Here is a 24905-nt window from a genome sequence, read left to right on the forward strand (position 1 = left end):
AGGAGAGAGCCATGATGTACAACGCTCAAGGAAAGATGTCCCAGGCCGACGTGCTCGCGCAATATGCGCCGCTCGTGCGACGCCTCGGGCTGCAGCTCGTCGCGAAGATGCCGGCGAGCGTCGACCTCGACGACCTGATCCAGGCCGGCATGATCGGCCTGATGGACGCGGCCGGCCGCTACAAGGAAGACCAGGGCGCGCAGTTCGAGACCTACGCGACGCAGCGCATCCGCGGCGCGATGCTCGACGAGCTGCGCAGCAACGACTGGCTGCCGCGCAGCCTGCGCAAGACGTCGCGCGAGGTCGAGCACGCGGTGCACCAGGTCGAGCAGCATCTCGGCCGCTCGGCGAGCGAGACCGAGATCGCGCAGCACCTGAACATGCCGCTCGACGAATACCAGGGGATGCTGCAGGACCTGCACGGCAGCCAGCTGATCTACTACGAGGATTTCGACCGTGCGGCCGACGACGAGCCGTTCCTCGACCGCTACCGCGTCGATCACGCCGATCCGCTGTCGGCGCTGCTCGACGAGCACCTGCGCGAAGCGCTCGTCGAGGCGATCGAGCGGCTGCCGGAGCGCGAGAAGCTGCTGATGTCGCTGTACTACGAACGGGGTCTGAATCTGCGCGAGATCGGCGCGGTGCTCGAAGTGAGCGAATCGCGCGTGTGCCAGCTGCACAGCCAGGCCGTCGCGCGCCTGCGCGCGCGGCTGCGCGAACAGGCGTGGGTCGGCGCGGAGTCCTGACCCTTTCCTGACGGCCGCGCGCGACGGCGCCGCGCGCTTGCGTCGTGTGTGCGCCGCGCTTGCGCATTCTGCGCGCCGATTTGCTACAATCCTCTCCGCTTTCCGAGGAGCGTTGCGACGGACCATCCTGCGTCCGCCAGGCTCGGAAGGCTTCACCAAGCAGCCGCGCGGCACAACCGCGCCGGTTCCGCTTCCTGAACGGCGCTCACGTCACCAATCTAGAAACTTTTTAGAAAGGAGGGCGTGATGAACGCCATGATCGATTCCAAAGCTTCCAACGATTACGTCGTCGCCGACATGGCGCTGGCCGGCTGGGGCCGCAAGGAACTGAATATCGCCGAGACCGAAATGCCGGGCCTCGTGCAGATCCGTGACGAATACAAGGCACAGCAGCCGCTGAAGGGCGCGCGCATCGCCGGTTCGCTGCACATGACGATCCAGACGGGCGTGCTGATCGAGACGCTGAAGGCGCTCGGCGCGGACGTCCGCTGGGCCTCGTGCAACATCTTCTCGACGCAGGACCATGCCGCCGCCGCGATCGTCGAAGCCGGCACGCCGGTGTTCGCGTTCAAGGGCGAATCGCTCGACGAATACTGGGAGTTCTCGCACCGCATCTTCGAATGGCCGAACGGCGAATTCGCGAACATGATCCTGGACGACGGCGGCGACGCAACGCTGCTGCTGATCCTCGGCGCGAAGGCCGAGAAGGACCGTTCGGTGATCGCGAAGCCGACCAACGAGGAAGAAGTCGCGCTGTACAAGTCGATCGCGAAGCACCTCGACGCGGACCCGACCTGGTACTCGACGCGCCTCGCGCACATCAAGGGCGTGACCGAGGAAACCACGACCGGCGTGCACCGCCTGTACCAGATGGAAAAGGACGGCCGCCTGCCGTTCCCGGCGTTCAACGTGAACGATTCGGTCACGAAGTCGAAGTTCGACAACCTGTACGGCTGCCGCGAATCGCTGGTCGACGGCATCAAGCGCGCGACCGACGTGATGATCGCGGGCAAGGTCGCGGTCGTCGCGGGCTACGGCGACGTGGGCAAGGGCTGCGCGCAGTCGCTGCGCGGCCTGGGCGCGACCGTGTGGGTCACCGAAATCGACCCGATCTGCGCGCTGCAGGCGGCGATGGAAGGCTACCGCGTCGTGACGATGGAATACGCGGCCGACAAGGCCGACATCTTCGTGACGGCGACCGGCAACTACCACGTGATCAACCACGATCACATGAAGGCGATGCGCCACAACGCGATCGTCTGCAACATCGGTCACTTCGACTCGGAAATCGACGTCGCGTCGACCCGTCAGTACCAGTGGGAAAACATCAAGCCGCAGGTCGACCACATCATCTTCCCGGACGGCAAGCGCATCATCCTGCTGGCGGAAGGCCGCCTCGTGAACCTCGGCTGCGCGACCGGCCACCCGTCGTTCGTGATGTCGAACTCGTTCGCGAACCAGACGCTTGCGCAGATCGAGCTGTTCGTGCGCGGCGGCGAGTACGAGAACAAGGTGTACGTGCTGCCGAAGCACCTCGATGAAAAGGTCGCACGCCTGCACCTCGCGCGCATCGGCGCGAACCTGTCCGTGCTGTCGGACGAGCAGGCTTCGTACATCGGTGTGCAGAAGGATGGCCCGTTCAAGCCGAACCACTACCGCTACTGATCCGATGCGCCGCTGCCGCGGTGCCGTGCGCGCGTCGCCGACGTGCCCACGGTACGGCGGCACGGCGCCGGATCGCCGGCTGCCGCGGCGCGCCTTCGGGCACCCGCGGCAGCCGGCGGCGGCTACTGATCGTACCGATCGACAACCGAACCGGAGCACTCCATGAGCGTCATCCTCACCTGGGTCATCAACGCGCTCGCGCTGCTGATCATCACGTACCTCGTGCCGTCGATCCACATCAAGAGCTTCGGCACGGCGCTGATCGTGGCGGTCGTGCTCGGCCTGATCAACACGGTGATCCGCCCGGTGCTGATCCTGCTGACGCTGCCTGTCACGATCGTCACGCTCGGGGTGTTCATCCTCGTCGTGAACGCGTTGTGCTTCTGGTTCGCGTCGTCGCTGCTGAAGGGCTTCGAGGTGTCGGGCTTCTGGTCCGCGTTCTTCGGTTCGATCCTGTACAGCATCGTGTCGTGGCTGCTGTCCGCACTGATCTTCGGTCAGCGCGACATCGGCTGAGGCCTGAGCCTGTTCCCACCGAATCATGAAACCGATCGAACTCTCGTTTGAATTCTTCCCGCCGAAGACGGCGGAAGGCGTCGAGAAGCTGCGCGCCACGCGTGCGCAACTGCTGCCGCTGAAGCCGAAATTCGTCTCCGTGACGTTCGGCGCCGGCGGCTCGACGCAGCAGGGCACGCTCGATACCGTGCTCGACATGCAGAAGGACGGCCTCGAGGCCGCGCCGCACCTGTCGTGCATCGGCTCGTCGCGCGACAGCCTGCGTGCGATCCTCGACCAGTACCGCTCGTACGGCATCCGGCATATCGTCGCGCTGCGCGGCGACCTGCCGTCCGGGATGGGCGCGGTCGGCGAGCTGCGCTATGCGTCCGAGCTCGTCAGCTTCATCCGCGCCGAGCATGGCGACTGGTTCCACATCGAGGTCGCCGGCTATCCCGAGTACCATCCGCAAGCACGCTCGCCGAAGGCCGATCTCGAGAATTTCGCGCGCAAGGTGAAAGCCGGCGCGAATTCCGCGATCACGCAATACTTCTTCAACGCCGACGCGTATTTCCGCTTCGTCGACGATGCGCGCAAGCTGGGCGTGGACGTGCCGATCGTGCCGGGCATCATGCCGATCACGAACTTCTCGCAGCTGATGCGCTTCTCCGAGATGTGCGGCGCCGAAGTGCCGCGCTGGGTCGCGCGCCGGCTCGAGAGTTTCGGCGACGATCGCGAGTCGATCCGCGCGTTCGGCGCGGACGTCGTCACGAGCCTGTGCCAGCGTCTGGTCGACGCGGGCGTGCCCGGGCTGCACTTCTATACGCTGAACACGGCGGCCGCGACGCGGACGATCTGTGAACGGCTCGTCGTGTAAGCGCGCTCACGCGATTGCATAGGGAAAAGCCCCGCCGGTTTGTGCCGGCGGGGCTTTTTTTCGTGGCCTGCGGAGCGGGGCCGCGTGCGTCAGCGCTGCGCCTGCATCAGCGGCGGGCGGCGGTCGAACCACGGCCGCGCCAGTTCGAGCTGCCGGGCGAGCCTGAGCAGCAGCCCGTCGTCGGTGTGGCGCGCGGCGAACTGCACGCCGATCGGCAGCCCGCGCGCGTTCCAGTAGAGCGGCACCGACATTGCCGGCTGGCCGGTCAGGTTGAACAGCTCGGTGCAGCCGGCCCACTTGAACGCCTTTTCCGACGACTTCGCGAGCATTTCCTTCAGCAGCGGCTTCACCGGCAGCGCGGCGAGCACCTTCATCTGCGCCGATTCGAACGGCGTCGGCTGCAACTCGCCGATCTTCACCGGCGGGCCCGCGAGCGACGCGCACAGGATCGCGTCGTAGCGCGACACGAGGCCGGCCACCTGCACCGTGAGCTGGCGCTGCCATTCGAGCACGTCCGGCAGGCGCGTGCGCGCGAGGCGCCTGCCGACCACGGCCATCGCCCACGTCGCGGCCTCGAATTCGCCGCGCTTCGGCGTGCGGCCGGTCAGCGCGCGCGCGCCGAGCACCATCTCCTCGGCGATCGTCGCCCATAGCGTGAGGAAGGTTTCGGCCGCGCGCGCGTAGTTGACGTGCAGCGTCGCCGGCTCGACATGGTGGCCGAGCGATTCGAGCAGCGCGGCCGCGTCGTCGAGCGCCGCGCGCGTGTCGCCGGCGAGCGCCGGCGCGAGCATCGGGTCGAGCACGAGGCCGATCCGCAGCGGGCCGGGCGGCGTGTCGAGCTCGCCGAGGAACGTGCCGGGCGAGCCGGCCGGCAAGGTCTGGCCGGTCGTCACGTCGAGCAGCAGCGCGCTGTCGCGCACGCTGCGCGTGACCGCATGCTGGACGACCAGCTCGCCGTTCGAAGGCAGGTCGACGAGTACCGGGTTGCGGCTCGGCTTCAGTCCGAACAGCCCGCAGCACGATGCCGGAATGCGGATCGAGCCGCCGCCGTCGGACGCATGCGCGATCGGCACGATGCCGGCCGCGACGGCCGCCGCCGCGCCGCCGCTCGAGCCGCCGGGCGTGTGATCGAGACTCCACGGGTTGCGGCACGCGCCGAACAGCTCGGGTTCCGTGTACGGCATCTGGCCGATCTCCGACGTGTTGGTCTTGCCGAACACGTTGAGACCGGCCGCGCGGCTTCGCGCGATCACCGGCGAATCGTCGGCGGGCACGAAATACCGGTAGTGCCGGCTGCCCATCGACAGCGGCAGCCCGGCCACCGCCGCGCCGAGATCCTTCACGAGATAGGGGACGCCGGCGAACGGCGCGTCGGCGCCGCCGTCGGGTGTGGCGGCCGCACGCTGGCGTGCGGCTTCGTAGTCCTGCAGCACGATCGCGTTGATCGCGCTGTTGACCGCTTCGGCCTGGCGGATCGCGGCGTCGAGCAGTTCGCGCGGGCTCGCCTTGCGTTCGCGTACCAGCGTGGCGAGGCCGATCGCGTCATGCGCGAGATAGTCCGAGTGCATCGCAGTCACCCCCGTTGTGACCCGTGGCGATGACGGCAGCATAACGCGGGCCCGGTGCGCGGGCCCGCGGCCGGCCGTTTTTAGAGGTGCTCGGCGAGGAAGGTCAGCGTGCGGCCGTGCGCGAGCGCCGACGCGCGCTGGTTGTACGACGCGCGGTCCGTGCAGTTGAAGCCGTGCTCGGCGCCCGGATACACATGGAACGACGCATGGCCGTGGCCGGCGAATGCGGCCTTCACCTGTTCGACGGCCGTGAGCGGGATTCCATGGTCGTTTTCCGCGTAGTGGAACAGGATCGGCTGCGTGACCTTGCCGGCGAGGTCGAGCGCGTTCTGGATGCCGCCGCCGTAGTAAGCCACTGCCGCATCGATCTTGCCGGTCGCGGCCGCGCGGTACGCGAGCTGGCCACCGAAGCAGTAACCGATCGCGGCGATCTTGCCGGCCACTTCGGGGCGCGCGCGCAACGCATCGGCGGCCGCACCGATGTCCGCGACCGCGAGACCCACGTCGGTCTTTTTCATCAGCTCGATGCCTTTGTCGCGATCCGCGCCTTCGTAGGTCAGCTCGACGCGCGGCTGCGTGCGCCAGAACACGTCCGGCGCGAGCGCGACGAAGCCGTCGGAGGCGTACTGGTCGGCGACCGCGCGGATGTGCGAGTTCACGCCGAAGATCTCCTGGATGATGATGACGGCAGGGCCCTTGCCGCGCTTGGGCAGTGCGAGATAGCCGCCGAAGCTGTCGTTACCGGTGGGGATGTCGATCCATTGGGCAGTCACGTTCTGAACTCCTGGCGAACGGGGTGCGCGATGCGCCCCCCGGGGTGGAACAGGCCCTAGAGTGTGCCACCGATCCCGTGTCATTGCAGGGTACGCGCCCGCTTCTCGCGCAGCGATCGTTTCGATCTCGATTATTCATTTTTCGGCGCTGCGCCACTTCGATAGAGTCGATGTGCCGGCCTTTACAAAGCGCTTTCGCGCATCGTCATCGAAGGATTCGCCATGTCTGCCCGTCTGTTTTCCACGCCTTTTTCCGAACGCTTCGGCCTGCGCCTGCCGCTCGTGCAGGCGCCGATGGTCGGCGCGACCACGACCGCGATGGTCGCCGCCGCCTCGAATGCCGGCGCGCTAGGCAGTCTCGGCGCCGGCGCGTTCGCGCCCGAGCGCCTCGCGTCCGAAGTCGAAGCCATTCGCGCGGCGACCGATCGCCCGTTCGCGATCAACCTGTTCGTGCAGCCGGACGCCGCGCCCGACGCGGCGACCGTCACCCGCGCATTGGCCGCGATCGACCCGCTGAACGCGGCGCTCGGATTGCCGCCGGGCACCGCGCCCGCGCGCTACGCCCCCGACTTTCGCGCGCAGCTCGATGCACTCGTGGCGTTGCGCGTGCCCGTGGCGAGCTTCACGTTCGGCGTGCTCGATGCCGCCGACGTCGCGCGCCTGAAGGCCGCCGGCACCTACGTGATCGGCACGGCGACGCACGTGGCCGAGGGGCTCGCATGGCAGGCGGCCGGCGCCGACGCGCTGTCCGCGCAAGGCGCCGAGGCGGGCGGCCATCGCGGCACGTTCATCGGTTCCGCCGATGACGCGCTGATCGGTACGCTCGCGCTCGTGCCGCAACTGGTCGACGCGACCGGCCTGCCCGTGCTTGCCGCGGGCGGCATCATGGACGGCCGCGGGATCGCGGCCGCGCTCGCACTCGGCGCGCAGGGCGCACAGCTCGGCACCGCGTTTCTCACCTGCACGGAAAGCGCGATCGCGGCGGACTGGAAGGCGCGCCTGCTCGCGAGCGCAGATACGTCGACGCAGGTCACGCGCGCGATCACCGGCCGCCACGCGCGCGGGCTGCGCAACACGCTGATGGCGCGGCTCGGCGAGCGCATGGCCGACGTCGCGCCGTACCCGGTGCAGAACGCGCTGACGCAGCCGCTGCGCCAGGCCGCCGCACGCGCCAACAACGGCGACTACCTGTCGCTGTGGGCCGGGCAGGGCGCACCGCTCGCGCGACGGCGCGGCGACGCGCTGACGACATCGCAGCTCGTTGACGCGCTCGATGCCGAATGGCGTGCGGTGGCGGCCTGAATCGTTCATATCGGACGATGAAACGCGCGTTGTCACGCGCGTTTCACTCAATGATCACGGGCACAAAATACCGAATCGAAATGCCCCCGGAATGTTTTGAAACGACCTTTCGGCAGGCCGCCGATAATTAGCGGAAACCCTTATCAGGCGGGGCTTGCAGCGATGTTCGAGTCATCATTCCAAAGTACGCATATCGGTAGTGTTACCACTACCCCAAAAAAGTCCCACAAATTAATTTGATCACCTACACTTGCGCGCAAGTACGGACGGGCGGCTGCTAAAAGCGGCGGTTTTCACGTGCTTGATGCCAAGTGCATGAACGATGCAACCGGCGAATCGTCCAGTGATTGCAAACACAGGGATGGCAGCGGGGCACCGGGCGATGGCGTTTATTGGGACCGAAACTGGAGACTTACATGAATATCAAGATGCAAAAGCTGCTGCCGATCACCGCTGCGGCGATGCTGTGCGTTGCAGCTGCAAGCAACGCGGCCGCCGATCAAGTCGTCAAGATCGGCCACGTCGCGCCCTTGACGGGCGGCATTGCACACCTGGGCAAGGACAACGAGAACGGTGCGCGTCTTGCAGTCGAGGAGATCAACGCGAAGGGTCTCACGATCGGCGGCCAGAAAATCACGCTGCAACTCGACCCGCAGGATGACGCCGCTGACCCGCGGCAGGCCACGCAGGTCGCGCAGAAGCTCGTCGACGACAAGGTCGTCGCGGTGGTCGGCCACCTGAACTCGGGCACGTCGATCCCGGCCTCGAAGATCTACAGCGATGCGGGCATCGTGCAGATCTCGCCGTCGGCGACCAACCCGGCCTACACGCAGCAGGGCTTCAAGACCACGTACCGCGTGGTGGCCACCGATGCGCAGCAGGGCCCGGCACTCGCGAACTACGCGCACTCGAAGGGCATCAAGAGCGTGGCCGTGGTCGACGATTCGACCGCGTACGGCCAGGGTCTCGCGAACGAGTTCGAGAAGAAGGCCAAGGCGCTCGGCCTGAAGGTGATGTCGCATGACGCGACGAACGACAAGGCGGTCGACTTCCGCGCGATTCTGACCAAGATCAAGGGTGAGAATCCGGACGCGATCATGTACGGCGGCATGGACGCCACCGGCGGCCCGTTCGCGAAACAGGCGAAGCAGCTCGGCCTGCGCGCGAAGATCTTCGCGGGCGACGGCGTGTGCACGGAAAAGCTGGCCGACCTGGCCGGCGACGCGACCGACAACGTGGTGTGCTCGGAAGCCGGTGCTTCGCTCGAGAAGATGGCGGGCGGCGCAGCGTTCAAGGCGAAGTACGAGAAGCGCTTCGGCCAGCCGATCCAGATCTACGCACCGTTCACGTATGACGCCGTGTACATCATCGTCGATGCGATGAAGCGCGCGAACTCGACGGATCCGGCGAAGATCCTCGCCGCGATGCCGTCGACGAACTACTCGGGCGTGATCGGCACGACGACCTTCGACTCGAAGGGCGACCTGCAGCACGGCGTGATCTCGCTGTACAACTACAAGAACGGCAAGAAGTCGCTGCTCGACGAAGTGAAGATGTAACCCGACAAGCGGTCAACAGAAGGGGTGAAAGCGCGCATGCGGCAACGCATGCGCGCTTTCTTTTTGGGCCGGCGCCCGCCGCGCCCCGTCAGATCTTCAGCCGCGCGAGCACCTTCGGCGCGACGGCCGCGACGAGCGCCGCGCACAGCGCGACGACGGACAGGCCGATCGTCAGGTTCGCGGCCTGCGCGACGGCGCCGATCACGACCGGACCGAACAGCATGCCGAAATACGCGAGCCCGGCCACGTGCGCGAGCCCTTCGGCCGCGTGGATGCCTTTCACGCGCGCGGCGGCCGCGAACAGCACCGGCATCATGTTCGCGAGGCCGAGACCCATCAGCGTGAAGCCGATCAGCACCGTGGCCGGATACGGCAGCAGCAGCGCGCCGATCATCCCCGCGCAGGCGAGCGACGCGCTCGCGAACACGAGCTGCGGGGCGCCGAAGCGGGCGCGCACGGCGTCGCCCGCGAAGCGCGCGATGGCCATCCCGCCCGAGAACGCGGCATAGGCGGCGCTGGCGAGCGCGGGGCTCGCCGCGACGACGTCGCGCATGTAGACCGTCGCCCAGTCGTACATCGCGCCTTCGGCGATCAGCGCGACGAGCGCGATGCCGCCGAGCATCCACAACGCCGGCGAGCGCCAGCGGTTGCCGCCGCCGTGCGCGTGTTCGTGGTGCGGCACATGCGGCAGCACGGCCGGGCTGGCGACCACGAGCACCGTCGCGCTGGTCGCCGCCGCGAGCGCGAGATGCACGGCCGGCGCCATGCCGGCCGACAGCAGCGCGCCGCCGGCGGCCGCGCCTGCCATCCCGCCGATGCTGAACATGCCGTGCAGCGACGACATGATCGGCCTGCCGATCGCGATTTCGACCGCGCTGGCCTCGGCGTTCATCGCGACGTCGAGCGTCGCCATCGAGAAGCCGAACAGCGCAAGCACGGCGAGCAGCATCGGGTAGTCGGGCACGACGAGGATCAGCGCCGCGCAGGCCGACATCACGAGCCCGCCCGCGAGGCACGCGGTGCGCGAGCCGACGCGCGCGATCCAGCGCGCGATGGTCAGCATCGCGGCGATCGAGCCGACGGCGACCGCGAACAGCGCGATCGACAGCAGCCCGGGGCTCAGCGCGAACTTGTCGCGCACGGTCGGCACGTGCACGCCCCACGACGCGAACATCATGCCGGCGACGAAGAACAGCGCCATCGACGCCGCGCGCGCCCGCTGGCGGGCCGGAAGCGACAGCACGCGATGCGCGTCGGGCGGCATGGCGAACGGGGACGACGATTCGGGGGAGGAGGATTCGGACACGGCAACGCTCGTCAAAAGTCATGCACGGGCGCACGCGGCGCCCGTCGGATCCGTCCGATTCTATCGAACCGCTTACGATCGTGCCGGGCGATGGCCGTTTGGCCGATGATCCGGCGATTGCCCGGCGACCCGCGTTCGGCCGCATAGGCCGTTCGGACGATGCGCGGCGCGGCGCGCCCGCGGGTAACATCGAAGCGCATGGCGTGCCCGGCGCGCCACCCTTCGACCGCAGGAGTCCTCTTGAACATCGATCCCGCTCTCGCCGTGCATCTGCTGCACCGCTGCGCGCTCGGCACGCTCGCCACCCATTCGCGCGATCCGCAGGGTTTCCCGTATCCGACGGTCGTCCCGTTTGCACCCGATGCAAGCCATCGTCCCGTGATCCTCGTGAGCGGCCTCGCGGAGCACACGCGCAATCTGGCCGCCGATCCGCGCGCGGGCTTCCTCGTCGTCGACGCACCCGGCGGCGATGTGCTGAATGCCGAGCGCGCGACGCTGCTCGGCCGGTTCGTGCCGCTCGGCGACGATCCGCACGTCACCGCGCGCTACTGTCGTTATGAGCCGGACGCCGCGCGCTATCTCGCGCTCGGCGATTTCACGTTCTGGGCGCTCGACGTCGAGCGGCTGCGCTATATCGGCGGTTTCGGGCGCATGGGCTGGGTCGACGGCACGCATCTCGATGGGCTGCCGCCGCTCGCGTTCGACGAGGAACGGGCGTTATGGGACGCGTACGATGCTGGCGATGCGCGCCGCGACGGGCTCGAATTGCTCGGTGTCGATCGCCACGGCGCCGACTGGCGACATGACGGCCGCCGCGTGCGTACGCCGTTCGATACGCCATTGGCCGATGCGGGCGAATTGCGCGAGCGGCTGATTGCACGCGCGCGAGACGTGACCTGACGTCGCGGATGCCGGCTTGTCCGCGCCTTGTTCGTTTGGCGAGTCGCGCCATCCGATTTTCGCAAAGCTGTCGTCTGATGAAAGCTTCGATTTTTTTGAATGCAGGGTAATTGCGTATGTTGATAGACTTAATAGGAAATGGCTAATGTCCTAATCTCTGTGTAGGAACGTGAAAATTTGAGAAAAGGCCGCGACCGGTCAAAATGACACACGTGAATTTCAATTGAGCTCGGGATTTTCATGAATCTCGCTTCTATCAAATCTTTTTTGTGCTAATCTCTGCCTTCAAAAATCCGAGGCACATATATTTCATGAATGGTGAGCTGGCTGCAGACCGGCGCCATTGGTCAGATAGAAAGGGAAACTATGTCTTCTTACAAGGACCTGCTGGCCCAGCGGGAGAAGCTGGAGAAGCAAATCGAAGAAGCGAAGTCGCGTGAATACGCTGAAGTGCTGAATGACGTGAAGCAGAAAATCGCCGACTACGGCTTTTCGCTCGCCGAACTCGGTCTCAGCCGCGCGAAGGCAGGCAAGGTTGGCCGTCCGCGTGCAGGTGTTGCCGCGAAATACCGCGATCCGGAAACGGGCGCGACGTGGTCGGGCCGCGGCAAGCCGCCGCGCTGGATCGCGGGCAAGAACCGCGAGCAGTTCGCAATTTAAACGTTTGTTTAAATTACCTGCTCTTCAAAAGAGCCGCGTGTCCGTTAAGGAGCGCGGCTTTTTTGTTTTCGGCGGCCGCCACGCCCATCGCGCTGTCATGAAAATGTAATGATCCGCTGTGAATGGAAATGCGACCCGTTCGCATAAGCGATTGATTTAAATAAGAAATTTGTGGGTATTGGCACGGTTCACGGGGTGCCCTTGATAGAATTGGGTATCGCACACCGATATCCCATATTTCATGTCCACGTTTTCCGGCGACGCGCAGAGCGCAGATAAGCACGCGGTTGCACGCAAGAGCACGTTCGTCAGTATTGTGCTGAATGTCGTGCTTGCGACATTTCAGATCGTCGTCGGCGTGATTGCGCATTCGCAGGCGTTGATTGCTGACGGGGTACATTCGGTTTCAGATTTGATCTCGGATTTTGTCGTGCTGGTTGCGAATCGACATAGCGGCGCATCGCCGGATGCCGACCACAATTACGGACACAGCCGCTACGAGACCGTCGCATCGCTGTTTCTCGGCGCGATCCTGATTGCGGTCGGCGTCGGCATGCTCTGGCGGGCCGGCGACCGTCTCGTTAATCTTGAAAACATTCCGGCGATACATTTTTCCGCGCTGCTCGTCGCGCTGACGGTGCTCGTGTCGAAAGAGGCGCTGTTTCGCTACATGCTGCGCGAAGCGCGGCGCGTGCGCTCGGCGATGCTCGTCGCGAACGCGTGGCATGCGCGCTCGGATGCCGCATCGTCGCTCGTCGTCGCGATCGGCATCGTCGGCAGCCTGGCCGGCGTGAAACTGCTCGACCCGATCGCGGCGGCGATCGTCGGCTTCATGGTCGCGCGCATGGGCTGGACGTTCGGCTATGACGCGTTGCAGGACCTCTCCGACCGTGCGCTCGATACGACCGATACGGCCGAGATCCGCGCGCTGCTCGCGGCGACGCCCGGCGTGCGCGACGTGCACGACCTGCGCACGCGCAAGATGGGCGATGCCGCGCTCGTCGACGCGCACATCCTGGTCGATCCGAAAATCTCCGTCTCCGAAGGGCACTACATCGCCGAGACCGCGCGTGCGCGCGTGCTGACCGACTCGCGCGTGCTCGATGCGCTGATCCACGTCGACCCGGAGAACGACGCGGCGCGCCGTCCCGCGCTCGCGCTGCCGCCGCGCGGCGAGATCGCGGCACGGCTCGAGGCGGCGCTCGCGCAGCGCGGGTTGCGTGCGGCGGCAATCAACCTGCATTACCTGAGTACGGGGCTCGAGATCGACGTGACGCTTGCCTGCGATCCGCACGACACCGACGCGGCGCTGGCCGGCCGGCTCGACGCCGATGCGTTGAAGCGCGAGTTCGGCGCGCGCCGGATCGGCTTCACGCGCACGATGTCCGCGCAGGCGTGACCTGCCGCGGGCACGCGCGACGTTCGGCCGCCAGCGCGTGCCGGTGCGTTACAGCGGCAGTTGCGTGTCGAACTTGATTTCGCGTAGCACGACGCTCGTGCGCACCTGCGACACGGCAGGGATCTTGAAGATGCGTTCGTGCAGGAACACGTCGTAGGCCTTGATGTCCGGCGCGACGATCTTGAGGATGTAATCGGCTTCGCCGGTCGTGCTGTAGCACTCGGTGACTTCCGGGCAGGTCGCGATCTCGCGCTCGAACTGCTCGACGCCGCCTTCGTTGTGGCGGGTCAGGTGCACGTGCGCGAGCGCGCAGACGTGCAGGCCGAGCTTCTCGCGATCGAGCAGCGCCGTGTAGCGCTGGATCACGCCCGACTGTTCCATGTCCTTGATGCGGCGCCAGCACGGCGTGCTCGACAGGCCGACCTGGTCCGAGATTTCCTGGACCGAACGGCGCGCGTCGAGCTGCAACAGGCGAAGGATTTTTTGCGAAAAGGAATCGAGCGTCACCTGCGCCTCCATGCGGCAACTACAACACGCTGAATGTTAGAGGGCCGGGAAAGGAAAGGCAATCAGGCGTCGCGTTGTTGAGCAAGATTCGCTAATTTGCTCGCGGATCAGTGGGGTTTTGTCCCGCCCCTGCGTTTTCCGATCGATCGGTGTCCGATACCGCGAGGCCCGCGATCGCGGCCTGCTGGCGGCGCAGGTCGGCCAGCATGTTGCAGAACAGCGCGCCTTGCTCGATCGCGTCGTCGAGCGCGACGTGCGTGTGCGGATGGTCGTCGAACCAGTGCTTCGGAAAACGCGGCTTGATCGCCTTGCGGTACGGCAGGCCCGTCATCGCGAACGCGAGCGTCTTGATATCGAGCGCCGACCACGAGAACGGGCAGCGCCCGGCGAAGCGCATCATGTACCAGAACATGAACGTGAAATCGAAGCCGGCCGGCATCGCGACGAACACCGGCTTGCCGGGCAGCGCCTCGACCCAGTCGACGTACGCGACCAGCGCTGCGTCGGGCGCTTGCAAATCCTTCCGGCACGCGGCCCATGCTTCGGGCTCGGTCTTCCACCACGCTTCCTGCACCGGGTGCGCTTGCGCGCCCGGCAGCGTTTCGAGGTTGGCCGAGAACGTCGCGATCAGCTGCTTGTCCTCGGTGTAGGCGGCCGACGCGAAGCTCAGCATCGAGTGCGGGCCGGGAATCGGGCCGTCGGCCTCGACATCGGTGCTGACGTAGATTTCCTGGATGGCGGTCTGGTTCATCCGAACACCTTGTCGGACACGAACGGGTTCGTGCGGCGCTCGTCGCCGAACGTCGACACCGGGCCGTGGCCCGGCACGAACGTCACGTCGTCGCCGAGCGGCCACAGCTTCTCCTTGATCGAGCGGACGAGATCCTCGTGATTGCCGCGCGGGAAATCGGTACGGCCGATCGAGCCGGCGAACAGCACATCGCCGACGATGGCGACGCGATGCGCGCGGCTGAAGAACACGACATGGCCGGGCGTGTGGCCGGGGCAGTGATAGACCTCGAGCGTCTCGTCGCCGAACCGCACGGTGTCGCCGTCGTTCAGCCAGCGGTCGGGCTCGAAGGTGTCGGCGGCCGGAAAGCCGAAGCGTTCGCTTTGCATCGGCAGCTTCTCGATCCAGAAGCGCTCTTCTTCCTGCGGCCCCTCGATCGGTACGCCGTAATGCGTCGCGAGCGTCTTCGCGCCCGCGCAGTGATCGATGTGCCCGTGCGTGAGCAGCACCTTCTCGACCTGCACGTTCTGTCGCGCGACTTCCTGTTCGATCCGGTCGAGGTCGCCGCCCGGATCGACGACGGCGGCGCGGCCCGTCTTCTCGCAGACGAGCAGCGAGCAGTTCTGCTGGAACGGCGTGACCGGAATGAGCGTGACTTTCATGGAGGCACCGGCGGCTAAAAGGAGCGATTGTACCGGTCGCGCGTGCTGCCTGCCGCCCGCGTGGTGCATCGCGCGACGCGTGTCTCCGGGCAATCCCGGAGCATGTCGATTGTTACCGCCATAGAGAGAATCAATGGTCCGGCCGGGCCGCTTTTCGAGATGGCGTTTTGATTTATGTATAATGCGCCCCATTGCGCGTGAATTTCACGCAATTCGCTGGTGTTTCGGCCCCGTTAAAAAGGGGCGTCGAAATCACCGTCAAGCATCAGCCGCCGGGGAGTCCGGCGGTGTATCCAGCACCGAGCATTCGGTGCTCACGTCTTGTCCGGCCGGGTGCTGCGCGCCCGCCTGCGGCCCTGCTGCCGCGCCGCCGGATGAGGCCTGTGCCGCCGTTCCTGTGCGTTGGTCGTAGCGACGCGCGCGAACGTGAAGCCATGTTCGATGGCGGCATGTGGGGTCTGGTCAGGCTGTTGGGGACAGGTTGCGCCAGACGTGAAAGCTAATCAGGACGGTTGCGGCATAGACGAAAGCCGCGCCCATGCTAGCCGCCTGCTCGTATCCGAGCGGGGCGTGCACGCATTTGCCGTCCGGGCCGCGTATGTGCGCTGTGAAGCAGCGTCGTGAAGGAGCGGCCCGAACCAGAAGGCGACACGTCGATGAACGTACGATTTCCGAGTCGATTCGGGACCATTGCATTATTTTTTGCGTTGACGGGCTGTGCGGTGCCACCCAGCCAGACCACCGGTAGCGCGAACCAGAAGAACGCGGTCGACAAGACGGCCGCTGCCGCCAAGGCGGACAACGACAAGCAGCAACTGAATTTCGATTCCGCGCTGGCATCGATGCCGGCTGCCGACAGCAAGGACGCGAAGAAGCCGTCGCTGGCCGACGCCGAGCCGATCGACGGCAAGGATGTGTCCGACTTCCGCCAGACGGGGCGCGCCTCCTGGTACGGGCGGGATTTCCACGGTCGCCGCACCGCGAACGGCGAGCGTTTCAACATGAACGCGCTCACTGCCGCGCACCGCACGCTGCCGCTGTCGTCGTACATCAAGGTGACGAACGCGTCGACCGGCAAATGGGTCGTCGTGAAGGTCAACGATCGCGGGCCGTTCAAGCGCGGCCGCGTGCTCGACCTGTCGTATGCGGCCGCCAAGTTGATCGGCCTCGTGCACGCCGGCACGGGCCGCGTGAAGATCGAAGGGCTGTCGCCGCAGGAAGCGCGCGAGGCACGCGACGAGATGCTCGCGTCGGTCTCGACGAAGTAACGCGGCGGATCCGTCCGCTCATGCAAAAGGGCTGCCCTCGGGCAGCCCTTTGTCTTTCCAGCGACGCGCGATGCCGGCGCCGGTTTTCCGGTGCCGGCCGGCTCGCGCGTCAGCGCTCATCCTTCAGCGCAAGCGCTCGCGCATACAGTGTGTTGCGCGACGCGCCCGTCAGCGCGGCCGCGAGCTTGGCCGCGCTCTTCACCGGCACCTCTTCCAGCAGCAGCTTGAGCAGCGCGTCGTGCGCGGTGACGTCGGCTTCGCCGCTCGTCGCCGGCGCGCCTTCGACGACCAGCACGAACTCGCCGCGCTGCCGGTTCGCATCGCCGGCGAGCCAGGTCTGTCCTTCGGCCAGGGTGCCCTGGAACAACTGCTCGTGTAGCTTGGTGAGTTCGCGCGCGATCAGCAGCCGGCGCGCGGGGCCGAACACATCGGCAAGCGCGGCGACGGTTTCGGCGATCCGGTGGGGCGCTTCGTAGAACACCAGTGCATACGGGTGCGATACCAGCGCCTGCAGCGCGGTCGCGCGCTGCTTGGCCTTCGGCGGCAGGAAGCCCGCGAACGTGAACGCGCCGGCCCAGTCGCCGGCCACGCTCAGCGCGGTCACCGCCGCGCTCGCGCCCGGCAGCGGGATCACCGCGAAGCCGGCGGCGCGCACCGCGTCGACGAGCCGCGCGCCGGGGTCCGAGATGCCGGGCGTGCCGGCGTCCGACACGTAGGCCACGCGTTCGCCGGCGCGCAGCAGTTCGACCACGCGTTGCGCAGCTTCGCGTTCGTTGTGCTCGTGCACGGCGACGAGCGGCTTCGAGATCCCGTAGCGGGCGAGCAGCTGGCCCGTGTTGCGGGTGTCTTCGGCCGCGATGCGATCGGCGAGGCCGAGCACGTGCAGTGCGCGCAGCGTGATGTCGGCGGTGTTGCCGATCGGCGTGGCGACCACGTAGAGCGCGGCGCTCGGGTAGTGCTGCGTATGCGCGAGTTCGAGGAGGGCAGTCATGGCAGGCAATGCGCGCAATCGCGGCGCAGGCGGAACAAGGACGGCATTGTGCCACGCGGAGGCGGCGCGGCCGGATGACGGGCGCGGTTTGCCGCGCGCGGGCGACAACTTTTCCGGTGCGGCACGATCCAAACCGGTCGGCGCGGCATTCGAGCAGCGCGCGCGGCAGTTTCTCGAACGCCGTGGCCTCGTCTTCGTCGCGGCGAATGTGACGATGCGCGGCGGCGAGCTCGATCTCGTGATGCGCGAGCCCGACGGCATGCTCGTGTTCGTCGAGGTGCGCGCGCGGCGCAGCATCCGGCATGGCGGCGCGGCCGCGAGCGTCGGCTGGCGCAAGCGGCGGCGTCTGGTCGCGGCCGCGCTCCAGTTCTGGGCGCGGCACGGCGCCGGCGCCGCGTGCCGCTTCGACGTCGTCGCGTTCGAGGCCGGCCGGCTCGCGTGGCTGCGCGATGCATTTCGTGCCGACGATGCGTAGCGGCGAGCTGTGACGAGATGTAAAGAGTTCTTGCCGGACCCCCGGAGAGGGCGCCGGAGTACGGTAAACTCGCCGCACCCACGATGTCGCGCGATGCGTGCCACGCGCCCAGTTCACCAGGAATCGATGTCAGTCGAACGTATTCAGCAACATTTCCGCGACAGTGCCGCGCTTCACGCCGAAGCGGCCGACGCGCTGTCGCTGCCGATCGCAGCCGCGGTCGATGCGATGTTCGCCGCGCTGGCGAACGGCAACAAGATCGTCGCCTGCGGTGACGGCCCGTCGGCCGCCGCCGCGCACTACCTCGCCGTGTCGCTCGTCGGCGGCTTCGAGCGCGAGCGCCCGGGCCTGCCCGCGATCGCGCTGGCCACCGACGCGTCGCAGGGCGGCCTCGCGGGCGCGGTGTCCGCCGAGCAACTGTTCGCGCAGCAGGTGCGCGTGCTCGGCCAGACCGGCGACATCCTGCTGGTGCTCGATCCGGCCGGCGCGTCGCCGCGCGTGCTGGCGGCGATCGACGAAGCGCACGAGCGCGAGATGACCGTCGTCGCGCTGACGGGCGGCGACGGCCATGCGGTCGCGGCTGCGCTGCGTGATACCGATATTCCGATCAGCGTGCCCGCCGTTCGCGCGGCGCGCATCCACGAAGTCCATCTGCTGACCATCCACTGCCTGTGCGACGGCATCGACGCGATGCTGCTGGGTGAGGATTGAACGAAGGAGAGCCGTCGATGAATCAAAGCCGCGTCAAACAGACGCTCGTCAGAACCACGCTGCTGGCTGCGCTGACGGCGGGCCTCGCCGTGTCGCTGCAGGGTTGTGTGCTCGGGGTCGTGGGCGCAGCGGCCGGCGGCGGCGCGCTGATCGCGACCGATCGTCGTACGCTCGGCGCGCAGACGGAGGATCGCGAGATCCAGGTCAAGGCGCTCTCGCAGATCAACAGCGGGCTGCCCGACCAGTCGCACGTGAACGTGACGGTGTTCAACCGCCGCGTGCTGCTGACGGGCGAAGTGCCGAACGATGCGTCGAAGCAGCGCGCCGAGGAAATCGTGCGCGCCATCAACAACGTGAACGGCATCGTCAACGAGCTGTCGGTCGAGCCGGCGTCGTCGCTGTCGTCGCGCGCGAACGACTCGTATCTCGAAGGGCGCGTGAAGTCCGAGCTGATCGCGACGAAGGGCATCTCGGCGAACTACTACAAGGTCGTCAGCGAACGCGGCAACCTTTACCTGATGGGGCTCGTGACGGTCGACGAGGGCAATCGCGGCGCGGAAGCGGCCAGCCAGGTGCCGGGCGTGGAGAAGGTCGTGAAGGTGTTCCAGTACATCCAGCCGCAGGACGCGCAGGCACTGCAGAACGCATCGCCCGCGAGTGGCGCATCCGGCGCGCAGGCTGCCGCCGCGCCGGCGGATACCGCGACGGTGGGCGCCGTGCCCGACGCGTCGGTGCAATCCACGCCGTTGCAGTCGCCCGCGCCGATCTCGAATTCGTCGAGCGTGCATCCGGGTAACCCGAAGGCCCCGTCGCAATGAAGAGCATGCAGATGAAGCAGATGAAACAGTGGATGGTGCAGGGCGTCGCGGCCGCGGCGCTCGTGGTGGGTACGCTGGGCGCCGCGCACGCGGATGTCGGCGACGGCCTGAAGGTCGCGCGCGGCAACGCGTGCATGGGCTGCCACGCGGTCGACCGCAAGCTCGTCGGCCCGTCGTTCAAGGATATCGCCGCCCGCTACAAGGCCGATCCGCAGGCCGTGGCGAAGCTGTCGAAGAAGGTGAAGGAGGGCGGTTCGGGCGTCTGGGGCGCCATTCCGATGCCCGCGCACCCCCGCATGAGCGACGCCGACGTGCGTTCGGTGGTCGAATGGGTGCTGGCTGGCGCGCCGTCAAAGTAAGGTTTCAGGGGCGATTCAACCCCTATTGCCAAGCGCGGAAATGCGTGTGTATGATGGTTGACTGTTGGGGCGGTAGCTCAGCTGGGAGAGCGTCGCGTTCGCAATGCGAAGGTCGGGAGTTCGATCCTCCTCCGCTCCACCAATAGATCCGAAGGGCTCGATCGCAAGATCGAGCCTTTTTATTTTCCAGCATGCCGTGCGTAACGCGCTCGCATCGAGTATTGCCTTCGACGCGGCCCGTTCCTACTCGCGTCGCGATCGCGTGCCGGGGCGGCCGGCGCGCGCTTTGCCGCGCGGTAGTACCACCCTCACCCCCGCCCGAAACTCGGCCGCTTCGGATCGTACGTCCACCCCGGCACGAGGTAGCGCATCGCGACCGCGTCATCACGTGCGGTACCGCCCACCTCCTTGTACAGCGCATGTGCGGCCTCGACCTGCGCCATGTCGAGCTCGATCCCGAGCCCCGGCCGCTCCGGCACGGCGACCTGGCCGCCAACGATCGCGAGCGGCTCGCGCGTGAGCCGCGCGTCGCCTTCCTGCCAGATCCAGTGCGTGTCGATCGCGGTGATCGTGCCGGGCGCGGCCGCTGCCGCATGCGTGAACATCGCGAGCGACACGTCGAAGTGGTTGTTCGAGTGCGAGCCCCACGTGAGCCCCCAGTCGCGGCACAGCTGCGCGAGCCGCACCGACCCCTGCATTGTCCAGAAATGCGGATCGGCGAGCGGGATGTCGACCGCCTGCAGCCGTACCGCGTGATCCATCTGCCGCCAGTCGGTCGCGATCATGTTGGTCGCGGTCGGGATCCCCGTCGCGCGACGGAATTCGGCCATCACCTCGCGGCCCGAATAGCCGCCTTCCGGCCCGCACGGATCCTCCGCATAGGCGAGCAGGTGGCCCTGCCCGCGGCACAGCGCGACGGCCTCGTCGAGCGACCACGCGCCGTTCGGGTCGAGCGTCGCGCGCGCGTCCGGGAAACGTGCCTTGATCGCGGCGATCGCTTCCATCTCGTCGGCGCCGGCCATCACGCCGCCCTTCAGCTTGAAATCGGCGAAGCCGTAGCGATCGACCGCGGCTTCGGCCTGCCGCGCGATCGCGGCCGGCGTGAGCGCTTCCTCGTTGCGTAGCCGGAACCACGGGGTATGCGCCTGCGCTTCGTCACGATACGGCAGGTCGGTGCGGCCGCGATCGCCGATATAGAACAGATAAGCGAGCATCGGCACCGCGTCGCGCTGCTGGCCTTCGCCGAGCAGCGCGGCGACCGGCACGTCGAGGTGCTGGCCGAGCAGGTCGAGCAGCGCCGCCTCGATCGCGGTGATCACGTTGTCGAGCCGCAGGTTGATCTCATGTGGCTGGCGCAGCACCGCTGCTTCACCGGCCGACGTCACCTCGTGCCGGATCGTGCGGCCCGCGCCCGGGCCCGCGCCGGACAGCGCCGCGCGCACCGTGTTGAGCGTCGCCTGGTAGCGTCCGATCGACTGGCCGACCACGAGATCCGTCATGCGCTCGAGCGCATGACGGATGCCTTCGCCGCCCGGCACTTCGCCGACGCCCGTGCGTCCGCTGCTGTCGTCGAGGATCACGAGGTTGCGCGTGAAGTACGGTGCGTGCGCGCCGCACAGGTTGAGCAGCATGCTGTCGCGGCCGGCGACGGGAATCACCTGCATGCGCGTGACGTGCGGGGTGCCGGCACGGCGGGATTCGGACATCGGTTCGCTCCTGGTTCCGGTGGTGCGCGGGCCGCCGGCTGCGCCGTCGCGGCCCGTGCCGTTCATTGAAGCTCGACGCGGCGGATCTCGCCGACGACGAACAGGTAGCAGATCACGGCGACGAGCGCGTGCGCGACGACGTAGACCAGCGCGCCGTTGAACGAGCCGCTGCGGTCGACGATATAGCCGATCGCGATCGGCGTCGTGATGCTGGAGAGGTTGCCGCACGTGTTGAGCAGCGCGCCGCTCAAGCCCGCGATCTGGCGCGGCGCGGTGTCGGCGTTGACGGCCCAGCCGAGCGCGCCGAGTCCCTTGCCGAAGAACGACAGCGCCATGAACAGCACGACAAGCACGTGCGAATCGGTGTAGTTGCAGACGATCATCGACATCGACAGCAGCATGCCGAACACGATCGGCACCTTGCGCGCGACCGACAGCGAGCGGCCCTGCTTGAGCAGCCCGTCGGACACGACGCCGCCGAGAATCCCGCCGAGGAACCCGCACACGGCCGGGATCGACGCGACGAGCCCCGCGTTGAGGATCGACATCCCGCGCGCCTGCACGAGATAGACGGGAAACCAGGTGATGAAGAAATAGGTGAGCGCGTTGATGCAGTACTGCGCGACGTACACGCCGATCAGCATCCGGCTCTTCAGCAGTGCCTTCACGTGGCGCATCGACGGGCCGCCGTCGCGCCCGCCCGTCGCTTGATCGATGTTGACGAGCGCGCCGCCTTCGGCGAGGTAGTCGAGTTCCGCGCGGTTGATGTTCGGGTGGTCCTTCGGGTCGTACATCGTGCGGTTCCATACCAGGACGAACGCGAAGCCGAGCACGCCCATCACCGCGAACACCGACTGCCAGCCGAACGCGTGCACGAGCCAGCCCATCAGCGGCGCGAACACGACAGTCGCCGCGTACTGCGCGGCATTGAAGATGGCCGACGCGGTGCCGCGTTCGGCGGCCGGGAACCATGCGGACACGATCCGGCTGTTGGCCGGAAACGAAGGCGCCTCGGCCGCGCCGACGAGAAAGCGCAGCCCGAACAGCAGCGCGAACGCGGCCGCGCCGCCGAAGAAGCCGATCGAGCCCTGCAGCAGCGTGAACAGCGACCAGAAGAAGATGCTGAACGCATAGACGATGCGCGACCCGTAGCGGTCGAGCAGCCAGCCGCCGGGCAATTGCGCGACCACGTACGACCAGCCGAACGCGGAGAAGATGAAACCGATCTGCACGTGGCTCAGGTGCAGCGCGCGGGCGAGGCTCGGGCCCGCGATCGCGATCGCCGCGCGATCCGCGTAGTTGATCGTCGTGACCGCGAACAGGACGGCCAGCACCAGCCAGCGCACGCGCGTGCGTCGGGCCGTTGCCGACGCGGACGCCGACAGCGCTTGAAGCGGATTCATGACTGTCTCCTCCGAAGGGCGGAAGGTGCCGTCGTGCGGCAGGCGCGTCGGTGCGCGCCATTCGTGTGGGTAACGCCGGCCGGAGGCCGGACGCCGATGCGGGCGGGCAGGGCGTCCGGGTCATTCTGTCATGTCGAAATGTGCGCTTTCATGCCAATTGCTGACTTGATCGATTCACGATTTGAATCGATTGATCGGGCGACCGCTCAGACGCGTGCGTCGTCCGAGGCGGTGCCGTGATGGCGCGCCACGTGCTGCGCGAGAAACTCGACGGCGGCGCGCACGCCGGGCAACTGGCCACGCCGGTGCGGCATCAGCAGCGTCGTCGTGACGGTGCCGGCGCGCCAGCCGGGCAACACGCGCACGAGCGCACCGGACGCGAGCGCGGCGCCGGCGATCCAGTCGGGCAGGCACGCGATGCCGAGGCCGGCCGTCGCCGCCTGCAGCAGCAGTGTCGATTCGTCGGCCTGCAGGCGCAGGCGCGGCGTCACGTCGACGGTGTCCCCGCCGCGTTGGAGCCGCCACGGCTGCTGGCCCGGGTGCAACCCGTCGTGCTGCGCGAGATCGGCGGGCGCGTCCGGTGTGCCGGCACGCGCGAGATAGGCCGGTGACGCCACGGCGACGATCGGCGATGCCGCGAGCGGCCGTTGCACGAGCGCGGAGTCGGGCAGCGGCGTGAAATGGCTGCGCACCGCGATGTCGAAGCCTTCCTGCGCGATGTCGACGAGGCGGTCGCTCGCGTGAATCTGCAGCAGCAGTTTCGGGTGCGCGATCGCCAGCGCAGGCAGGCACGGCGCGAGGATGTGCTGCGCGACCGGCACCGAGCTCGTGATCCGCACGACGCCGGTCGGCTCGGCGGCTTGTCGCAGCACCGCGTCGCGTGCGCTTTCGGCCTCGATCACGGCCGCGCGTGCATGTTCGAAGAACTCGGTGCCGACCGGCGTGAGCCGGAAGCTGCGCGACGTGCGATGCACGAGCCGCGCGCCGAGCGTGCGCTCGAGCTCGGCAACGCGTTTGCTGACCGTCGATTTCGGCAGGTCGAGCCGGCGCGCGGCGGCCGACATGCTGCCGGCGTCGACCGCCTGCACGAACAGGTAGAGATCGTTCAGATTCACTTCCAGCGTCCACAAAGAGAAACGACGGGTTTCAATTTTAGTGGCTACTGCGCCATCGTTCGCCATGGGAGCATGACTGCTCGTTCAACTTCTGCGGAATCTCCCATGTCTCCCATCCTTCTCTACGGCGTTCCCGCCGGCTGCTCGTTCGGCTCGATCGTTGCGCTCGAATGGATCGGCCGCCCGTACCGGCTGTCGCGCGTCACGATGCCGGGCATCGTGACGCGCGACGCGTTCCTCGCACTGAACCCCGTCGCCGAGACACCGGCGTTCGTGACCGCAAACGGTGACGTGCTGACCGAAAGCCTCGCGATCCTCGGCCACATCGGCGCGCAGGCGCTCGACAGCGGCCTCGCGTTCCGCCAGGGCAGCGCGGAATTCGACCGGCTGAACCGGATGCTGGCGTGGCTGAACACGACGTTCTTCAACGCGTTTGGCGCGCTCTGGTATGTGTACGAACACGACACCGAAGGCGCCGAGAAAGCGGCGTTGCAGGCGTACGGCCGCGGCAAGGTGCTGAAGGCGCACCGGCAGCTCGAGGCGATGCTCGCGCGCGGAGACGGCCCGTGGCTGCTGGGCGCACGGCGCACGCTGGCCGACGCGTACTTCGCCGGGATCGCGCGCTGGGCCGACTATCACGCGGTGTTCGAGCCCGGGGCATTCCCGCGCATCGCCGCACTGCGTGCGCGGCTCGCCGACGATGCCGGCGTGCACTTCGCGCAGGCGATCGAGGAAAACCTGCCGCTGCCGGCGTCGTCGGCGTTCGAAGGGCATGTATCGGTCGACGATGCGCTGGCAAGCGCACGCGACATCGCGATTCCGGCCCGCGCGATCTGATTGGCGTCGTGATCGCCCGAAGGGATGGAACGCGCTGCCGCTATTTTTTTACCCGGATAATATTGACATCCAA

General features: G+C 67.2%; 25 protein-coding genes, 1 tRNA gene and 1 riboswitch. Of the genes, 16 read left to right on the plus strand and 10 right to left on the minus strand.

The features are described 5' to 3' along the window. The first annotated feature begins 11 nt into the window (after positions 1-11). The 4 genes from ACPTTC_RS01095 to metF all read left to right on the plus strand — a co-directional run bounded on the left by ACPTTC_RS01095 (position 12) and on the right by metF (position 3783). Positions 12-746, plus strand: coding sequence for an RNA polymerase sigma factor FliA (locus ACPTTC_RS01095; RefSeq protein ID WP_006484033.1), 735 nt, complete (start codon positions 12-14; stop codon positions 744-746). Positions 747-844: 98 nt separating this feature from the next. Beyond that, a riboswitch (S-adenosyl-L-homocysteine riboswitch) is annotated at positions 845-960 on the plus strand. A 32-nt stretch (positions 961-992) separates the two neighbouring features. Continuing rightward, positions 993-2411 (plus strand): adenosylhomocysteinase, encoded by a 1419-nt coding sequence (gene ahcY, locus ACPTTC_RS01100; RefSeq protein WP_423391326.1) that lies wholly within the window; start codon positions 993-995, stop codon positions 2409-2411. Positions 2412-2573: 162 nt separating this feature from the next. Continuing rightward, the gene (locus ACPTTC_RS01105) at positions 2574-2927 is read left to right on the plus strand and encodes a phage holin family protein (RefSeq protein ID WP_011882923.1); all 354 of its coding nucleotides are present in this window, start codon (positions 2574-2576) and stop codon (positions 2925-2927) included. A gap of 25 nt (positions 2928-2952) precedes the next feature. After that, positions 2953-3783 (plus strand): methylenetetrahydrofolate reductase [NAD(P)H], encoded by an 831-nt coding sequence (gene metF / locus ACPTTC_RS01110; protein WP_175969896.1) that lies wholly within the window; start codon positions 2953-2955, stop codon positions 3781-3783. Between the two features lie 89 nt (positions 3784-3872). Here the strand turns inward: metF and ACPTTC_RS01115 are convergent, their stop codons facing one another. Further along, the gene (locus ACPTTC_RS01115; protein ID WP_423391327.1) at positions 3873-5351 is read right to left on the minus strand and encodes an amidase; all 1479 of its coding nucleotides are present in this window, start codon (positions 5349-5351) and stop codon (positions 3873-3875) included. A gap of 80 nt (positions 5352-5431) precedes the next feature. Further along, a complete protein-coding gene (locus ACPTTC_RS01120) occupies positions 5432-6124 on the minus strand; it encodes a dienelactone hydrolase family protein (RefSeq protein WP_175958258.1) in 693 nt (230 codons plus the stop codon). Positions 6125-6346: 222 nt separating this feature from the next. Here ACPTTC_RS01120 and ACPTTC_RS01125 point away from each other — a divergent pair, with 222 nt between their 5' ends. Then, positions 6347-7426, plus strand: coding sequence for an NAD(P)H-dependent flavin oxidoreductase (locus tag ACPTTC_RS01125; protein ID WP_423391328.1), 1080 nt, complete (start codon positions 6347-6349; stop codon positions 7424-7426). A gap of 416 nt (positions 7427-7842) precedes the next feature. After that, the gene (locus ACPTTC_RS01130; RefSeq protein ID WP_226199408.1) at positions 7843-8985 is read left to right on the plus strand and encodes a branched-chain amino acid ABC transporter substrate-binding protein; all 1143 of its coding nucleotides are present in this window, start codon (positions 7843-7845) and stop codon (positions 8983-8985) included. Between the two features lie 88 nt (positions 8986-9073). On the opposite strand, the gene ACPTTC_RS01135 is transcribed toward ACPTTC_RS01130, so the two are convergent. Continuing rightward, positions 9074-10249, minus strand: coding sequence for an MFS transporter (locus ACPTTC_RS01135; protein ID WP_423393301.1), 1176 nt, complete (start codon positions 10247-10249; stop codon positions 9074-9076). A gap of 282 nt (positions 10250-10531) precedes the next feature. On the opposite strand from ACPTTC_RS01135, the gene ACPTTC_RS01140 reads away from it, so the two are divergent. From ACPTTC_RS01140 to ACPTTC_RS01150, 3 genes are all read left to right on the plus strand, one after another. Beyond that, a complete protein-coding gene (locus ACPTTC_RS01140; protein WP_423391329.1) occupies positions 10532-11191 on the plus strand; it encodes a HugZ family protein in 660 nt (219 codons plus the stop codon). 366 nt (positions 11192-11557) lie between these two features. Further along, the gene (locus ACPTTC_RS01145; RefSeq protein WP_006491875.1) at positions 11558-11851 is read left to right on the plus strand and encodes an H-NS family nucleoid-associated regulatory protein; all 294 of its coding nucleotides are present in this window, start codon (positions 11558-11560) and stop codon (positions 11849-11851) included. A gap of 241 nt (positions 11852-12092) precedes the next feature. Beyond that, a complete protein-coding gene (locus tag ACPTTC_RS01150; RefSeq protein ID WP_423391330.1) occupies positions 12093-13250 on the plus strand; it encodes a cation diffusion facilitator family transporter in 1158 nt (385 codons plus the stop codon). Positions 13251-13298: 48 nt separating this feature from the next. Here ACPTTC_RS01150 and ACPTTC_RS01155 read toward each other — a convergent pair whose 3' ends face one another. From ACPTTC_RS01155 to ACPTTC_RS01165, 3 genes are all read right to left on the minus strand, one after another. Then, the gene (locus ACPTTC_RS01155; RefSeq protein WP_006477376.1) at positions 13299-13769 is read right to left on the minus strand and encodes an Lrp/AsnC family transcriptional regulator; all 471 of its coding nucleotides are present in this window, start codon (positions 13767-13769) and stop codon (positions 13299-13301) included. A 79-nt stretch (positions 13770-13848) separates the two neighbouring features. Beyond that, the gene (locus ACPTTC_RS01160; RefSeq protein WP_423391331.1) at positions 13849-14508 is read right to left on the minus strand and encodes an exonuclease; all 660 of its coding nucleotides are present in this window, start codon (positions 14506-14508) and stop codon (positions 13849-13851) included. Continuing rightward, positions 14505-15149, minus strand: a complete 645-nt coding sequence (locus tag ACPTTC_RS01165) for an MBL fold metallo-hydrolase (protein WP_175958251.1) — start codon at positions 15147-15149, stop codon at positions 14505-14507. The genes ACPTTC_RS01160 and ACPTTC_RS01165 overlap by 4 nt, the downstream gene beginning before the upstream one ends. A gap of 656 nt (positions 15150-15805) precedes the next feature. Here ACPTTC_RS01165 and ACPTTC_RS01170 point away from each other — a divergent pair. Beyond that, positions 15806-16417: a septal ring lytic transglycosylase RlpA family protein gene (locus ACPTTC_RS01170; protein ID WP_423391332.1), complete on the plus strand. Its 612-nt coding sequence runs from the start codon at positions 15806-15808 to the stop codon at positions 16415-16417. 109 nt (positions 16418-16526) lie between these two features. On the opposite strand, the gene rsmI is transcribed toward ACPTTC_RS01170, so the two are convergent. Continuing rightward, positions 16527-17408, minus strand: coding sequence for a 16S rRNA (cytidine(1402)-2'-O)-methyltransferase (gene rsmI / locus ACPTTC_RS01175; protein ID WP_423391333.1), 882 nt, complete (start codon positions 17406-17408; stop codon positions 16527-16529). 46 nt (positions 17409-17454) lie between these two features. Between rsmI and ACPTTC_RS01180 the strand changes: the two genes are divergently transcribed. From ACPTTC_RS01180 to ACPTTC_RS01200, 5 genes are all read left to right on the plus strand, one after another. Then, positions 17455-17883 (plus strand): YraN family protein, encoded by a 429-nt coding sequence (locus ACPTTC_RS01180; RefSeq protein WP_175958291.1) that lies wholly within the window; start codon positions 17455-17457, stop codon positions 17881-17883. A 126-nt stretch (positions 17884-18009) separates the two neighbouring features. After that, the gene (locus ACPTTC_RS01185; RefSeq protein ID WP_226199431.1) at positions 18010-18594 is read left to right on the plus strand and encodes an SIS domain-containing protein; all 585 of its coding nucleotides are present in this window, start codon (positions 18010-18012) and stop codon (positions 18592-18594) included. Positions 18595-18611: 17 nt separating this feature from the next. Beyond that, complete coding sequence (locus ACPTTC_RS01190; RefSeq protein WP_226199434.1) at positions 18612-19412, plus strand: BON domain-containing protein; 801 nt, start codon at positions 18612-18614, stop codon at positions 19410-19412. Beyond that, positions 19409-19771, plus strand: coding sequence for a c-type cytochrome (locus ACPTTC_RS01195; RefSeq protein ID WP_175958246.1), 363 nt, complete (start codon positions 19409-19411; stop codon positions 19769-19771). Before ACPTTC_RS01190 ends, ACPTTC_RS01195 begins: the two co-directional genes overlap by 4 nt. Before the next feature lie 66 nt (positions 19772-19837). Then, a tRNA-Ala gene (locus ACPTTC_RS01200) sits at positions 19838-19913 on the plus strand. Positions 19914-20079: 166 nt separating this feature from the next. Here ACPTTC_RS01200 and ACPTTC_RS01205 read toward each other — a convergent pair. From ACPTTC_RS01205 to ACPTTC_RS01215, 3 genes are all read right to left on the minus strand, one after another. After that, on the minus strand, positions 20080-21477 hold the full coding sequence (locus ACPTTC_RS01205) for an enolase C-terminal domain-like protein (protein WP_423391334.1): 1398 nt from the start codon (positions 21475-21477) through the stop codon (positions 20080-20082). 62 nt (positions 21478-21539) lie between these two features. Then, positions 21540-22880, minus strand: a complete 1341-nt coding sequence (locus ACPTTC_RS01210) for an MFS transporter (RefSeq protein ID WP_423391335.1) — start codon at positions 22878-22880, stop codon at positions 21540-21542. Between the two features lie 206 nt (positions 22881-23086). After that, a complete protein-coding gene (locus ACPTTC_RS01215) occupies positions 23087-24061 on the minus strand; it encodes a LysR substrate-binding domain-containing protein (protein ID WP_423391336.1) in 975 nt (324 codons plus the stop codon). A 39-nt stretch (positions 24062-24100) separates the two neighbouring features. On the opposite strand from ACPTTC_RS01215, the gene ACPTTC_RS01220 reads away from it, so the two are divergent. Beyond that, a complete protein-coding gene (locus ACPTTC_RS01220) occupies positions 24101-24832 on the plus strand; it encodes a glutathione S-transferase family protein (protein ID WP_423391337.1) in 732 nt (243 codons plus the stop codon). The last annotated feature ends 73 nt before the right edge of the window (positions 24833-24905 follow it).

The sequence above is a fragment of the Burkholderia mycopellens genome, assembly GCF_964265025.1.
Lineage (GTDB): Bacteria > Pseudomonadota > Gammaproteobacteria > Burkholderiales > Burkholderiaceae > Burkholderia.

Coding starts and splice junctions, on each gene's coding strand:
- ACPTTC_RS01215 (WP_423391336.1), bottom strand. CDS start 24,061: ATGGCGAACGATGGCGCAGTAGCCACTAAAATTGAAACCCGTCGTTTC.
- ACPTTC_RS01210 (WP_423391335.1), bottom strand. CDS start 22,880: ATGAATCCGCTTCAAGCGCTGTCGGCGTCCGCGTCGGCAACGGCCCGA.
- ACPTTC_RS01185 (WP_226199431.1), top strand. CDS start 18,010: ATGTCAGTCGAACGTATTCAGCAACATTTCCGCGACAGTGCCGCGCTT.
- metF (WP_175969896.1), top strand. CDS start 2,953: ATGAAACCGATCGAACTCTCGTTTGAATTCTTCCCGCCGAAGACGGCG.
- ACPTTC_RS01165 (WP_175958251.1), bottom strand. CDS start 15,149: ATGAAAGTCACGCTCATTCCGGTCACGCCGTTCCAGCAGAACTGCTCG.
- ACPTTC_RS01155 (WP_006477376.1), bottom strand. CDS start 13,769: ATGGAGGCGCAGGTGACGCTCGATTCCTTTTCGCAAAAAATCCTTCGC.
- ACPTTC_RS01190 (WP_226199434.1), top strand. CDS start 18,612: ATGAATCAAAGCCGCGTCAAACAGACGCTCGTCAGAACCACGCTGCTG.
- ACPTTC_RS01205 (WP_423391334.1), bottom strand. CDS start 21,477: ATGTCCGAATCCCGCCGTGCCGGCACCCCGCACGTCACGCGCATGCAG.
- ACPTTC_RS01135 (WP_423393301.1), bottom strand. CDS start 10,249: ATGCCGCCCGACGCGCATCGCGTGCTGTCGCTTCCGGCCCGCCAGCGG.
- ACPTTC_RS01160 (WP_423391331.1), bottom strand. CDS start 14,508: ATGAACCAGACCGCCATCCAGGAAATCTACGTCAGCACCGATGTCGAG.
- ACPTTC_RS01150 (WP_423391330.1), top strand. CDS start 12,093: ATGTCCACGTTTTCCGGCGACGCGCAGAGCGCAGATAAGCACGCGGTT.
- ACPTTC_RS01125 (WP_423391328.1), top strand. CDS start 6,347: ATGTCTGCCCGTCTGTTTTCCACGCCTTTTTCCGAACGCTTCGGCCTG.
- ACPTTC_RS01195 (WP_175958246.1), top strand. CDS start 19,409: ATGAAGAGCATGCAGATGAAGCAGATGAAACAGTGGATGGTGCAGGGC.
- ACPTTC_RS01105 (WP_011882923.1), top strand. CDS start 2,574: ATGAGCGTCATCCTCACCTGGGTCATCAACGCGCTCGCGCTGCTGATC.
- ACPTTC_RS01220 (WP_423391337.1), top strand. CDS start 24,101: ATGTCTCCCATCCTTCTCTACGGCGTTCCCGCCGGCTGCTCGTTCGGC.
- ACPTTC_RS01095 (WP_006484033.1), top strand. CDS start 12: ATGATGTACAACGCTCAAGGAAAGATGTCCCAGGCCGACGTGCTCGCG.
- ACPTTC_RS01130 (WP_226199408.1), top strand. CDS start 7,843: ATGAATATCAAGATGCAAAAGCTGCTGCCGATCACCGCTGCGGCGATG.
- ahcY (WP_423391326.1), top strand. CDS start 993: ATGAACGCCATGATCGATTCCAAAGCTTCCAACGATTACGTCGTCGCC.
- ACPTTC_RS01115 (WP_423391327.1), bottom strand. CDS start 5,351: ATGCACTCGGACTATCTCGCGCATGACGCGATCGGCCTCGCCACGCTG.
- ACPTTC_RS01145 (WP_006491875.1), top strand. CDS start 11,558: ATGTCTTCTTACAAGGACCTGCTGGCCCAGCGGGAGAAGCTGGAGAAG.
- rsmI (WP_423391333.1), bottom strand. CDS start 17,408: ATGACTGCCCTCCTCGAACTCGCGCATACGCAGCACTACCCGAGCGCC.
- ACPTTC_RS01170 (WP_423391332.1), top strand. CDS start 15,806: ATGAACGTACGATTTCCGAGTCGATTCGGGACCATTGCATTATTTTTT.